Source organism: Rhizobium sp. BK098 (assembly GCF_014193155.1).
GTDB lineage: Bacteria > Pseudomonadota > Alphaproteobacteria > Rhizobiales > Rhizobiaceae > Rhizobium.
Genome location: NZ_JACHYY010000006.1, coordinates 383,385 through 396,081, shown reverse-complemented (window position 1 = coordinate 396,081; position 12,697 = coordinate 383,385). Strand labels below are relative to the sequence as shown.

The following is a 12,697-nucleotide window of genomic DNA, read 5'->3' as shown; positions in this document are numbered from 1 at the left end:
CGATGTTGCAGCCCTGCCCGGCCAGATAGTTCGAGATCGCCGCAACGATCCCGCGCGTCGATTTGCACGCAACTGTCAATACATAGCTCGTCATGTCTCTTCTCTTCTATCCCGAGGATGTCCGCCTGCTTAGATGAAATCGGAGGTCTGGGAAATACCTCCCCCCAGTCATGTTTCGACGGATATTTAGGCAGGATGACGGGCAAAAAGCCGTTCCCGTTGCGTCTTCGAACGGCGTATCCCCGCCTCAGCCGCTGGTTGCCAGCGAAAGCTCTTGTGGCCGTTTCGCCAGACTTCCCTCGTTGAATTTTAGGAATCCCACAAGAAGCCAGACGAGCCCGGCCGTCTTCATGGAGAAGATCGCCGTCGAGCCGATCATCAGATTGAGGAAGAGGAAAAGGGAAAGCGCATGGCCAAGGCGTCGCTGGTTGACCGTTTCACCGCCCGGATAGAGCGAGGCGTAGAGCCAGAACAGGATCAGGCCGAAGATGGTGGCGCCATAGATGATGTAGACATATCCGCTGTCGAAGAAGATGCCGACCTGATCGAGCTGCAGGCCGATCGTGCTCTGCAGATCCATGCCGAGGAACGCTTTCACCGTGCCATTGATGCGCCCGACGAAATTATCGCCCGTCACGCTCGGCTCGAGCGCGTGAATGACGAAGCCGACTACGATGATCCCGGGCATCGTCAGTAGGTCGAGTGTCTTCGGGAGCCATGGATAGATGAAATAGCCGGCAACGCAGACGAGGCTGAATATCAGCATCGTGCGCGTGTCATTCGTCAGTAGGATCAGCACGACCGTCGAGAAGAATAGCAGACGGTCGAATAATCCCAGGCGATTGGAAAAGCTGATCAGATACAGCACCATCACGCCGCAGAAATTGGCAAGCGAGACCTGCTCCAGGAAGATGGAGGACGATCGGTGGTCGATCAGGCCGAAGGAGAACCGGCCCTCGAAGCCGAGCGCGCCGCGAAACAGGCCGATATCGCTATAGGTCGCCGGCGGCACGCCGCGCGTATTCTGGAAATATTCGGCCGGATGGAACAGCGCGACATATTCCTTGACCGAAACGATTTCCAGGACAAGCACGGCAAGCACGATGAAGCATGAAATCTTGAATGCGAGCTTGACGGTGCGCTCGTTGGCCAGCCGCCCCATGATCGAAAAGGCGAAGATGATCATCACATTGCGGAGATGATCGATATAGGCCTGCTTGTTGATGGCGATGACGAAGATCGTCAGCACGATCGTCAGCAGCAGGTAAAGGAGCGGCGCTATGTCCTCCTCATATATGCCCTTCGTCAGCAGATAGGTGAAAGCGGCGACCTGCAGCAATATTTCGGACAAGACGACCGCGCTCGGCGTCAACGGCGTGATATTGTGATTGATGAAGGCCAGGATGCAGTTATAGCAGACCGCCAGCAGCGAAATCGTGAGAATGACGAAATTGATCGGCTGCTTTTCGCCTGAACGTTGCATGAGATATCCGAGGTCGTGGCGTCTTCACTGGCCGCGGCAACATATCAGCCCGATGATTCGCGACAAAGGGCCGGGTTGCCCGTCAGCGGTCATTTCGCCGGCCTGACCAGCGCGCATGAGGCCGCCAGGGGCGACTTTCGGCTCAGGTCCTCGGCAAGAACCTTCATCTGCGGCTTGTCGCGACCATTGCGCGGCTGGACGTTGAGTGGTTCCTCAGGCGGCCACCAATCACCGGCAGCCCAATAGGTCCAGCCGAGCCAGACGTCGCTGTTGGCGTCCATGACGTGGAGCATCTGCCCCAGGCCATCGAGGCAACCATCATTGGCGGCGACGCCGAATTCGCCCAGAAATCCGCGTTTGCCGTTCTTGCGCAGCCAGTCGGTGACGTCATTCATGCCCTTCACGGCATTGTCGGTGCCATCGCAGACCGGGTGCGTGCCGGAACTGTCGGAATCCAGATATTGGTGAAATTCAAAGGCGTAGAAATCGAGCGGATCCTTGACGCCGAGCATGACCGTTCCATTTGCGCCACCGCCAAGCACATCGGCGGACCAGCTGTGTGCGCCCGTCCAGTTCGTGCCCGGCACGAGAACGAGATTGCGAGCGCCGACGGTACGGATGCTGCGGATCGCGGTATTGGCAAGTTCGAGCCAATCGGGCGCCTTAAGGTCGTGCGGTTCGTTCATCAGGCCGAAAGCGACGCCCTTGCGGTTGGAGAACTCGACCGCGAGCCGCGCCCAGAAATCACCGAATGCGAGATCCGTCGCGGGAGGCTGCTTGAGCTGCGTCTTGTCGTAATAGGCATAATTATGCGGGTCGAGAACGACTGCCATTCCGTGCTTCTGGATGAGGTCGACGGCATCCTTCAGGCGCTTCAGCTCGTCACCGTCAAACGAGGCCCCGAGCACCGGCTGCAGCCGTTCCCAGCGAAAGGGCAGGCGGATCGTGTTCATGCCCTTTTCGGCAAAGTAGCGCACGGTCTGTTCGGACGGATAGGTGTAATTGACATTGATGACCCCACCGCGTTCGCCATATTCCGCTCCGGAGAGATTGACGCCGCGATAACACAGTTGCGTGGCCGCGAATGCACCTCCAGCGTCCGTCGTGAAAGCAAGCATGACGGCCGCCGCTAGCAGGCGTCGTAGAGACTTCTTCATCGATGCGGTCATGGCATGTCCCTGTCTTCCGTGCGGCTATGGCTCTTCATAGGAAGCATGGTGTTGAGCAATGATGAAAGGATGGGTTGCGTTGACGCCCGCGGCGCGATTTCCTGGAAGCGTCCTTAATGTTCCGTTAGCCAAACCTTTCTAAACTTCAGGCGTCTGCTGCGTGGAATCCGCCTGCGAAGCACTGAAAGTCTGTAATGAGCTCAATGGAACGAAGCCAGCGATCGGACCGACTTGCGGGTTGGCGCGACACCGAGCCGTCTGATGGACGGCGCGATGGTGTGCGCCCGCGCAGTCCTGTCTTGCGCCCTCGGGATTTCGTTGTCGCAGCCGAGCCCGTAGCACATTCCGAAGAGCCCAAAGCGCCTATCGTGGACGCCGGCGCTCTGCAAAGCCCACCGAAGCGATCCGATGCAGAGGAGCCGGTGGTACCAGGCCCCATTGCCGAGCCGGTTGTTGCTGCGGCGACCCCGACCGTCGAACAGGTTGCTGCTTCGCCGGTGTCTGCCGCTGTTTCGACGGCATCGGTACCGGCGGTGAAGTTGCCGTTGCTCGATCTCCGATCGGCCATCGCTTCGATCTGGGCAAAGAAGCTTGTGGTTCTTGCCCTGGCAGGCGCCGGCGCGGTACTGGGCGGCGCTGTCATTCCCCTTATTCCGCAGAAGTTCACCGCCGAGACCAGCCTCTATTTCGACCCCCGCCCGGTCGGCGGCTCCGATTCCGCCCAGCAGGCGCCGACGCCGCCTGAGTTGATCACCACGATGATCGAAAGCCAGACGCAGATCCTGTCTTCGGGCAAGGTGCTCGGGCGCGTTGTGGATGCATTGAGGCTCGATCAGGACCCGAAATTCAATGGCGGCGCCACCGGCGAGGCGGCAAAATATGTGGCCACGGCCGCCCTGGCGAAAGCCGTTCAGATCGCCCGCGAATCCAGCACCTATGTCGTGACTGCGAAAGTGACGACGGGCGATCCGCAGAAATCGGCTGGGATCGCCAATCAGCTCGTCACCTCCTTTCTGGAGGAAGAGAGCAAGGCGGCGTCGAATAGCTTCAAGAGCAGCAATACGGCGTTGGACAGCCGCCTTGAGGATTTGCGCCAGCAGGTGCTCTCAGCCGAAAAGGCTGTCGAGACCTACCGCGCCGACAACGATATGGTGGCCGTCGAGGGCAATCTGATTTCCGACAAGCGCCTGACCGCGCTGAACGACCTGCTTATCACCAGCCAGCAGAAGACGATCGAGGCGAAAGCCCGAGCCGATGCAGCCGGAAAGCTCAGTTTCGAGGAAGTCGTCTCCAACAATCCTTCGTCGGGGGTGACGTCGACCGCATTGAGCAGTCTGCGGCAGCAATATGCGACGATGGCAGCCAATGTCGGAAGCCTGCAAAGCCTGCTCGGCGCCCGCCACCCGCGCCTGCTCGCCGCGAAGTCCTCGCTGGAAAGCCTCGCCGCGGAAATCCGGGCGGAGCTGCAACGGCAGATGACATCGGCCCGCGCCGATTACGAGCAGGCGCAGAAGGCCGAGCAGGATATCGCCAAGGAACTTGCCGTGCAGAAGGCCTCGCAGGTCAACACCTCGGGCAAGCTCGTCAGCCTGAACGAGCTGCAGCGCAAGGCGACCGCGGCGCGCGATCTTTATGAATCGCTTCTGAAACGGTCCGGACAGGCGAGCGATGCTCACGATCTGTCGCAGAGCAATATCCGCGTCATCTCCGAGGCGGAAGCGCCACTGAAGGCCGATGGGCCGAGCCGCAAGGTGATGATGGTGGCCGGTCTTATCGCCGGAGCGATCTTCGGTGCCGGTCTCGGCATGGCGTTTGCCATTCTCATCGGTCTGTTTCGGCATCCGATTATCCGCAGCTATTTCGGCAAGTGACCGCCGTTCCATCTTTTCGTTTCGGCGGCTTTTTCAGCATTGAGGATGCAATTGCGCGCCGACTGTTCTAAATGTAAATCGGCGCTGCAGATGATCGGATCTTGCTAATGGAAGCGCGATCTGCTCATTACGCGTTGTATGATAATTTGTGAGACAATCTATGCGAGAAAAGCGGTGCGCTGCTCCGATGACTGGCGCCAGGGAAAACTGACCGATGGTGCCCGCGGATAAACTCGTTCTGCCGTTTCTGGCTTTGCCGCGCTCTACCAAGCGCGCGCTTGCGCTGCTGGTCGATGCCAGCCTATGCGTGCTGACGGTCTGGTTTGCTTACTGTCTCCGCCTCGACGATTGGGTCATTCTCGAAGGCGTCGAGTGGCTGCCGGCCATCGTCTCCCTTCTGCTCGCCATTCCGATCTTCATCGTTCTCGGCCTTTATCGTGCGATCTTCCGCTATGCCGGTCTTTCGGCGTTCGTGACGGTCGTCAAGGCGGTGGCGATCTATGCGCTCGCCTTCATGACGGTTTTCACCGCGATCAGCGTGCCGGGCGTGCCGCGCACGGTCGGTATCTTGCAGCCGCTGCTATTGCTGATCGCGATCGGCCTGTCGCGCATGTGGACGCGCTACTGGCTCGGTAACGCCTATCAGCGCCTTCTCAACCGCAATCAGCTTGGCAAGGTGCTGGTCTACGGCGCGGGTGCTTCCGGGCGCCAGCTTACAGGCGCCCTTGCCAACAGCGCCGAACTGAACGTTGTCGGTTATCTCGACGACGATCGCAATCTGCACGGCAGCATCATGGGCGGCCTGCCGATCTACGATCCTGCCGATCTGCCGGCGCTCGTTGTCTCGGGCGAGATCAAGGGCGTATTGCTCGCCCTGCCGAACGCCACGCGGCAGCGGCGCAACGAAATCCTCGAAGACATGCGCAAGGCCCGCGTCACCGTGCGGACCATGCCCGATCTGACGGCGCTTGCGCAGGGCCGCGTCGCGGTTTCGGATCTGCGTGAGCTTGACATCGAAGACCTGCTCGGCCGCAACGTGATCGCTCCCGACCGCGGCCTGATCGAGAAGAACATTCGCGGCAAGGTCGTCATGGTCACCGGCGCCGGCGGCTCGATCGGCAGCGAACTCTGCCGCCAGATCCTGAAGAACGGCCCGTCCGCCCTGCTGCTGATCGAGCAGAGCGAGTTCGCCCTTTATGCCATCCATGGCGAACTGGAGAAGACGGCCGCTTCCGCCGGTTATGCCGATATACGGATCATTCCCTTCCTGGCGTCCGTGCGGGATGGCCAGCGGATGAGGCAGATCATGCAGGCCTGGCGGCCGAAGACCGTCTATCATGCCGCCGCCTACAAGCATGTGCCGCTCGTCGAATACAATCCCGCCGAAGGCATCCGTAACAATGTGCAGGGAACGCAGATAGCGGCCGAGGCTGCGCGCGATCATGGTGTCGAAAATTTCGTCCTCATCAGCACCGACAAGGCAGTGCGCCCGACCAACATCATGGGTGCGAGCAAGCGGCTGGCGGAAATGGTGCTGCAGGCTATGGACGCCGATCGCAAACCCGGCACCGACAGTACCAATTTCGCCATGGTGCGCTTCGGCAACGTGCTAGGCTCCTCCGGTTCGGTCGTGCCCCTCTTTCGTCAGCAAATCCGCGACGGCGGGCCGATCACGCTCACGCATCCCGATATCACCCGTTATTTCATGACAATTCCCGAGGCGTCGCAGCTTGTGATCCAGGCGGGCGCGATGTCGGGCGGCGGCGACGTATTCCTGCTCGACATGGGCGAACCGGTGCGCATTGCCGATCTCGCACGCCGCATGGTGGAACTGTCCGGTCTGACCGTGCGGGATCAAGACGAGCCTGACGGCGATATCGAGCTCGAAATCACCGGCCTGCGGCCGGGCGAGAAGCTCTATGAAGAGCTATTGATCGGCGACAACCCGCAGCCGACCAGTCATCCGCGCATCATGCAGGCCAAGGAAGACTTTCTCCCATGGCCGGAGCTGTCGAAGCGGCTTGCCGCACTTGAGGCGGCGCTGGATGAAAACGACATTCCTCTGGCCAGAACTCTGCTGCAAAATCTCGTTTCCGGCTATACGCCAAGCAGCGAAGTGGTCGATCTGGTCTATCGTGAGCGCGAGACGGATCTGACGGTCGACCAACCGAACCTTGATAACGTCGCGCAGCTATAGACGCGTGCCCTGTCACGATACCGGCGCCTCCTGGAGCAATTCCAGGAAAAGTGCGCAGCGATTTTCCGGTCCGGCTTGGCGCCGCTGCTACCGCTTCGTCGCGATGGCGTAGTACCAGCGGCGCACCTGATCGCAGGTGCGGAACCAATGTGCCGTCAGCCGCAACAGGGGGTGCCGCTTTACGGCGCGGTAATGTACGCGCTTGCCGATCGTGGTATCGGCGCGATGGGGGCTGAAGTCGACAAGATTTTCAAAGGTCGTGAATGTCTCGACGCCGGTGGACCAACCGCGTTCCAGGGCGACGTCATAGGGAAGAAGCATGGGCTTCAGCGTCGTCAGCAGCTTCTTGGCAGCCTTGCGGTTGACGATGTAACAGGCAGCTGAGCCCTGCGGACCATGCATGCAGCGGCCGACAACGTCATTTTCACTGGTTCCGTGGATCGGTTTGAAGCCGACGAGACGATGGTTAACGAGTTTGACGAGACGGGCGCCTTTAGCGCCGTCCATCGCCGCGATCGCGCGCGGTATCAGCCTCTCGTTGAGCTCGACATCATCTTCGATGATGATCGCCATCCTGTCGCCGCTGGCGACAAATTGCTCGAGGGCGATGAGATGGCTGCGATAGCATCCGTATTCTCCCGGCAGGAGCTTACGGCCGTTATGATACATGAATGAAGGTGGGTGGAAATCGACGCGATCCGCGTCAGCGATGACGCGGCCGTCGACAGCGGGAATGCGGGTAATATGCAGATCGAGTTCGACAGCCTGCTTGCAGAGCCGCTCCCACCGATCACGCGAGCGATCGAGGTTGATGACATAGATGGAAACCTGCTGAGCGATATCGTCAGCAGTCCCGGGATCAGGGAAGGGAGGAACACGATTAGTCTGTTCGAGAATGACTGTTACTCCTGCAAACAGAAATCGCGGCGACTGCAACTGAGATGACAATTTCCGTACTATATAACATGCTTATGACTTGTCGCAAACGGCTGCCGCACGTCTGTGTTGTATTTGCAGATAAAAGCATTTTTTTTGGTGTAACGTAGCGTGAATGGCCGGCCGCGGCTGGAGGGAAGCCGCCGCTTATGCGCGATTTTGGTCCTAGAACCCGTTGGCGCATGACTGCGGCCCCACTATATCTATTGTATGCGGCGTATGATCGTTGCGCTCGCATCTGCAAAGGAGCGTAGCAGTTCATGTGGGTCAAATCGAAAATCGCCATTGCTGTCCTGTCCTTTGCAGCCTTGATGCCGGCGGTCGCCCTTGCCGACAATCCGCTCCTGCCCAAGCCATATGTCGCTCCCGTCTATCCTTACAAGGACCTTCCCGGAGTTACTGCGCCCAAAATGGCTGATGACGAGAAGTTTCAATGTCATACTGCCACTGTCTACGCGGATTATTTTCACGAAGGACCATTCTATCGTGGCCTGCCGCGCCTCGGTTACGTTTGTGATCAGAATGGCGTCATTTCCAGCAGCACCAGAAAACCGAACTACCAATATTGGCAGTATAACGGCCCGGACAGATAGGTCGCAGGCACTTTGCCGATTTAAGCAGCAGCGTTGAGCGCCATCGCAATCAAAGCGAGCGTGGCTTGCGCGTCAATGTCGCGCAAGTTTTGTCATTTTCTGAAAATAAATTTCATGTTTCTCGTAAAATGCGCGAACGTCGTTGACGAATGCGAAAATTTGTCCCAAGCTTACGAAAATAAATTACGTAATGGGAACTCAAAAGCATGCGCGTTGGAATCATTGGGCTGGGATTCCGCCTGGGCTACCTGGGCTATGTCTTCAAGGCGATCGATGAGAGCTTCGAGATTGCCGGCTATGTCGATCCGGCGCCGGCGGGCCTGCTCGGTTTGACCGAACGGGGCATATCGGCGGGGAAGGCCTATGCGACGCCCCAGGAGCTGATTGCCAACGAGAAGATCGATCTCCTGATGATCGGCTCTCCGAACCACATGCATCTCGATCACATTCGCGTCGGCCTCGAAGCCGGCCTCAAGATCTTCTGCGAAAAGCCGATCGTCACGACGATCAAGGACAGCATCGAGCTCGCCCGCCTGATGGCGAAATTCGGCCATGAGCGCTTGAACGTGGGCCTGGTGCTGCGTTATTCGCCGATGTACCGCGATCTCCTGGCCGCTCAGGCCGAAGGAAAGCTCGGCCATGTGGTTTCGATCGAGGCGGCGGAGCACATCGAGCCCTATCATGGCGCCTTTTTCATGCGTGACTGGCGCCGCTACGAACATTATTCCGGCAGCTTCATGCTGGAAAAATGCTGCCACGACCTCGATCTCTACAATGGTGTGGTCGGTGCGCGGCCGGAGCGGGTCGCAAGCTTCGGCGGCCGCAAGAGTTTCATTCCGGAAAACGATCCGGCACGGGAAGGTATCAACGATCTTGAGCTCTTCCATCGCAAGCCGAGCGGCTGGATGGGATCGGACAAGGTCTTCGACAGCGACGGCGATATCATCGATTATCAGGTGGCGATCGTCGAATATGCCAATGGCGTCGGCATGAACTTCCACACTAATCTGAACGTGCCGGACCAGTTCCGCCGTTTTGCCATCATGGGCTCGCGCGGCATGGCCGAAGGTGATTTCATCCGCGGTTACTTCAATGTCCACGAGATGCTGACCGGCAAAAAGGTGATCGAAAACACTTACGCGGCCACCACGCTTTCGCAGCATTATGGCGCCGACGAGCAGATGGCCGCCGATATCATCGCGCACGTCAAGACGGGCCTGCACCTGCCTGTGTCGACCCAGAATGCGCTGGAGGCAGGCATTCTCGCGCTATCGATGGACGAGGCGCGCATGAAGAGAGCTGTCGTCGATCTCCGACCGATCTGGGACGAGTTCGACGAAGCGCTTCATTCAAGAGCCGCCTAGGGAGGGGCGCGGGATGGGTGTTCAACGCAGCACGGTCATCTTCGCCTGGCTCCTGCTTTTTCCGGCTCTCCTCTATGTCACCGTCATCGTCGCCTATCCGCTGGTCGACACGATAATCCTGTCCTTCACCGATGCGTCGTTGAAGAAGGTGACGAATTGGGTTGGGTTCGAGAACTACGCGAAGATCTTCAACGACACTTTCGCAGGCGTCATCGTCCGCACCTTCATCTGGACCTTCTTCTCCGTGTCGATCAAGATGATCATCGGCACTTTAGGGGCCGCGCTCCTGAACTCGGCCGTTCCGGGCCGCGCGCTCTTCCGCGTGCTGACCATGCCGCCCTGGATCGTGCCTATGGCGATCGGCATCTTCATGTGGGGCTGGATGTATAATGGCCAGTTCGGCATGATTTCCGGCCTGCTGCAGCGCTTCGGCATCGTTGACAGCCCCGTCGCGTTCCTGGCCTATGGCAGTACGGCCTTCTGGGCGACGATTGTCACTGACGTCTGGATCGGTGTGCCCATGGTTACTCTTTACATGCTGGCGGCCATGCAAGCGATTCCGCACGATCTCTATGAGGCGGCCTGGACTGATGGCGCCGGCCGCTTCTATCGCTTCCGCCGCATCACGCTGCCGCTGCTGGTGCCGTCTCTGGTCACCATGTCGATGCTCTCGCTGATCTCGACCTTCAATTCCTTCGACATCATCTGGATCCTGACCCGCGGCGGTCCGAACGGCGAGACGACGACGATGATCATCGACACGTATCGAACGGCGATCGGCTCCTACAAATATGGCGAGGGCGCTGCGCGTGCGGTGCTGATCTGCATCTTCCTGTCGCTCTTCTGCCTTGCCTATTTCCGCCTGACCAGCCGCTTTTCCACGGGAGCCAAGCAGCGATGAGCCACCCTTCGATGATCCATCGCTACAAGTGGTATGAGCTTATCGGCATCTATGCCGGAATCCTGCTCTTTCTGGCTTTCGTGCTGGCGCCCTTCATCGAAGGGTTCCTGGTGTCGCTGAAGCCGCTTAGCCAGCTCTTTTCGTCGCCTTACCGCTTCATCCCCGAGAACGGCTCTTTTACGGCCTATCGCACGATGTGGACGAGCGTGCCGGGTTTCGGCTGGTATATCTTCAACTCGTTTCTGGTTTCCGGATCGATCACCATCATCGTGCTGATCCTCGTCGTGCCGGCCGCCTACGCCTTCGCCCGTTTTGAATTCAAGGGATCCGGCCTGCTGCTGGGCGCGTTCCTTGCGGTCAAGATGTTTTCCGGCGCCGTGCTGCTCATCCCGCTGTTCCGGCTCATGCGTTCCTTCGGTGTGCTGAACACCTATTTCGCCATGATCGTGCCGGGTGTGGCCTTCATCATTCCCACGGGAATCTGGCTGCTGCACACCTATATCCGCCGCATTCCGCGCGAGCTGGATGAGGCGGCCTATGTGGATGGCGCAAGCCAGCTCTATACGCTGCGTCGCGTCATCTTGCCGATCGCCATGCCCGGCATCGTCGTCGTTGCGATTTCCTCGTTTATCGAGGCCTACGCGCAGCAGTTCATCTATGCTCTTACCTTCAATTCGAAGACGGAATACATGCCGCTGCCGGTTGGGCTCTTTGCCTATTTCGGCCGGCAGGAGGTCGTCTGGAATGAACTCATGGCCGCAAGTTTCGTCGGCATCGCGCCGGCTCTGGTCGTGATCTTCTTCCTGCAACGGTATCTCGTCAGCGGTCTGACCGCCGGCGCGGTGAAGCAATAAAATCAAATCAACCACCAGAGAGAACGGGAGCTTAAACGTGACATTCCATTTCAAGACAGGGCTTCTCGCCCTTGCTTTGCTCGGCTCCACCGCGCTTGGCGCCGTGAACGCCCAGGCGGCCGACAAGGAAATCAGCTGGATCTATTGCGGCGACAGCATCGATCCGATCCATGTGAAGTATATCAAGCAGTGGGAAGACAAGAATCCGGGCTGGGCCGTCAAGCCAGAGCTCGTCGGCTGGGAATTGTGCCAGGATAAGGCGACAACACTGGCTGCAGCCGGCACGCCGGTCGCCATGGCCTATGTCGGTTCCCGCACGCTCAAGCAGTTCGCTGACAACGATCTGATCGTTCCGATCCCGATGACGGACGACGAGAAGAAGGCCTATTATCCGGGGATCGTGAATACGGTCACCATCGATGGACAGCAGTGGGGCACGCCGATCGCCTTCTCGACCAAGGCGCTCTATTGGAACAAGGACCTCTTCAAGAAGGCCGGCCTTGACCCCGAGAAGCCGCCGACCACATGGGCCGAGGAAATCGCCGACGCCAAGGCGATCAAGGAAAAGACCGGCATTCCCGGATACGGCCTCTCGGCCAAAACCTTCGACAACACCATGCACCAGTTCCTGCATTGGGTTTACACCAACAATGGCAAGGTGATCGACGGCGACAAGATCACCCTCGACAGTCCCGAAGTTCTGGCAGCTCTCCAGGCCTACAAGGACATCACACCTTATTCGGTCGAAGGACCGACGGCCTACGAGCAGAACGAAATGCGCGCTATCTTCCTCGATGGCAAGGTCGGCATGCTCCAGGCTGGTTCCGGCGCTGCCTACCGCCTCAAGGAAACGAAGATCAACTGGGGTGTGGCACCGCTGCCGCTCGGCCCGTCGGCCAAGGGTCCGGGCACGCTGCTCATCACCGACAGCCTTGCCGTCTTCAAGGGGTCTGGCGTTGAGGACAAGGCGATCGAATTTGCCAAATTCATCACCTCTCCCGGCCCGCAGGGCGAATACGAACTCCAGGGCGGTGCCGGCCTCACGCCGCTACGCCCGTCTCCGATGGTTGACGAGTTCGTCAAGAAGGACCCTTCCTGGAAGCCGTTTATCGACGGCATCGCCTATGGTGGTCCGGAGCCGTTGTTCAAGGACTATAAGGGCTTCCAGAACGCCATGATCGCCATGGTCCAGTCAGTCGTGACCGGCCAGGCCCAGCCGGCGGATGCGCTGAAGAAGGCCGCGGCCGATCTCGAGCAGTATAAATAAGTCTGCAAGTAACCGGGCCGCGCGCATCGCGCGCGGCCTTTGGAGCCCTGCCCGCCCCTGGC

At 59.1% G+C, this 12,697-nt stretch carries 10 protein-coding genes and 1 pseudogene; 7 read left to right on the top strand and 4 right to left on the bottom strand.

Features of this window, described 5'->3' with window-relative positions:
* From purU to FHT73_RS18400, 3 genes and pseudogenes are all read right to left on the bottom strand, one after another.
* Nucleotides 1-94, bottom strand: a pseudogene (gene purU / locus FHT73_RS18410) (formyltetrahydrofolate deformylase); the annotation flags it as partial.
* A 153-nt stretch (nucleotides 95-247) separates the two neighbouring features.
* Complete coding sequence (locus FHT73_RS18405) at nucleotides 248-1,483, bottom strand: hypothetical protein (protein ID WP_112336827.1); 1,236 nt, start codon at nucleotides 1,481-1,483, stop codon at nucleotides 248-250.
* 89 nt (nucleotides 1,484-1,572) lie between these two features.
* Entirely contained in the window at nucleotides 1,573-2,652 is a 1,080-nt protein-coding gene (locus FHT73_RS18400) for a glycoside hydrolase family 5 protein (protein WP_183713628.1), read from the bottom strand.
* A gap of 194 nt (nucleotides 2,653-2,846) precedes the next feature.
* Between FHT73_RS18400 and FHT73_RS18395 the strand changes: the two genes are divergently transcribed.
* Complete coding sequence (locus tag FHT73_RS18395) at nucleotides 2,847-4,523, top strand: GumC family protein (RefSeq protein ID WP_183713624.1); 1,677 nt, start codon at nucleotides 2,847-2,849, stop codon at nucleotides 4,521-4,523.
* 214 nt (nucleotides 4,524-4,737) lie between these two features.
* On the top strand, nucleotides 4,738-6,720 hold the full coding sequence (locus FHT73_RS18390) for a nucleoside-diphosphate sugar epimerase/dehydratase (protein WP_112609177.1): 1,983 nt from the start codon (nucleotides 4,738-4,740) through the stop codon (nucleotides 6,718-6,720).
* An 87-nt stretch (nucleotides 6,721-6,807) separates the two neighbouring features.
* Here FHT73_RS18390 and FHT73_RS18385 read toward each other — a convergent pair whose 3' ends face one another.
* Nucleotides 6,808-7,656 carry a glycosyltransferase family 25 protein gene (locus FHT73_RS18385; protein WP_210290398.1) on the bottom strand — a complete coding sequence of 283 codons (849 nt, stop codon included), beginning with the start codon at nucleotides 7,654-7,656 and terminating at the stop codon, nucleotides 6,808-6,810.
* A gap of 260 nt (nucleotides 7,657-7,916) precedes the next feature.
* On the opposite strand from FHT73_RS18385, the gene FHT73_RS18380 reads away from it, so the two are divergent.
* The 5 genes from FHT73_RS18380 to FHT73_RS18360 all read left to right on the top strand — a co-directional run bounded on the left by FHT73_RS18380 (nucleotide 7,917) and on the right by FHT73_RS18360 (nucleotide 12,635).
* Nucleotides 7,917-8,249: a hypothetical protein gene (locus FHT73_RS18380; protein ID WP_112609179.1), complete on the top strand. Its 333-nt coding sequence runs from the start codon at nucleotides 7,917-7,919 to the stop codon at nucleotides 8,247-8,249.
* Nucleotides 8,250-8,455: 206 nt separating this feature from the next.
* On the top strand, nucleotides 8,456-9,613 hold the full coding sequence (locus tag FHT73_RS18375) for a Gfo/Idh/MocA family oxidoreductase (protein ID WP_112609181.1): 1,158 nt from the start codon (nucleotides 8,456-8,458) through the stop codon (nucleotides 9,611-9,613).
* Between the two features lie 13 nt (nucleotides 9,614-9,626).
* Nucleotides 9,627-10,514, top strand: coding sequence for a sugar ABC transporter permease (locus tag FHT73_RS18370; RefSeq protein ID WP_015338449.1), 888 nt, complete (start codon nucleotides 9,627-9,629; stop codon nucleotides 10,512-10,514).
* Complete coding sequence (locus FHT73_RS18365; protein WP_041677164.1) at nucleotides 10,511-11,368, top strand: carbohydrate ABC transporter permease; 858 nt, start codon at nucleotides 10,511-10,513, stop codon at nucleotides 11,366-11,368. Before FHT73_RS18370 ends, FHT73_RS18365 begins: the two co-directional genes overlap by 4 nt.
* Nucleotides 11,369-11,405: 37 nt before the next feature.
* Complete coding sequence (locus FHT73_RS18360) at nucleotides 11,406-12,635, top strand: extracellular solute-binding protein (RefSeq protein ID WP_112336821.1); 1,230 nt, start codon at nucleotides 11,406-11,408, stop codon at nucleotides 12,633-12,635.
* Nucleotides 12,636-12,697: the final 62 nt, after the last annotated feature.

Bases quoted from the DNA above. Each gene is read 5' to 3' on its own strand.
- FHT73_RS18405 (WP_112336827.1), bottom strand. From the start codon at position 1,483: ATGCAACGTTCAGGCGAAAAGCAGCCGATCAATTTCGTCATTCTCACG.
- FHT73_RS18390 (WP_112609177.1), top strand. From the start codon at position 4,738: ATGGTGCCCGCGGATAAACTCGTTCTGCCGTTTCTGGCTTTGCCGCGC.
- FHT73_RS18380 (WP_112609179.1), top strand. From the start codon at position 7,917: ATGTGGGTCAAATCGAAAATCGCCATTGCTGTCCTGTCCTTTGCAGCC.
- FHT73_RS18395 (WP_183713624.1), top strand. From the start codon at position 2,847: ATGAGCTCAATGGAACGAAGCCAGCGATCGGACCGACTTGCGGGTTGG.
- FHT73_RS18365 (WP_041677164.1), top strand. From the start codon at position 10,511: ATGAGCCACCCTTCGATGATCCATCGCTACAAGTGGTATGAGCTTATC.
- FHT73_RS18370 (WP_015338449.1), top strand. From the start codon at position 9,627: ATGGGTGTTCAACGCAGCACGGTCATCTTCGCCTGGCTCCTGCTTTTT.
- FHT73_RS18400 (WP_183713628.1), bottom strand. From the start codon at position 2,652: ATGACCGCATCGATGAAGAAGTCTCTACGACGCCTGCTAGCGGCGGCC.
- FHT73_RS18375 (WP_112609181.1), top strand. From the start codon at position 8,456: ATGCGCGTTGGAATCATTGGGCTGGGATTCCGCCTGGGCTACCTGGGC.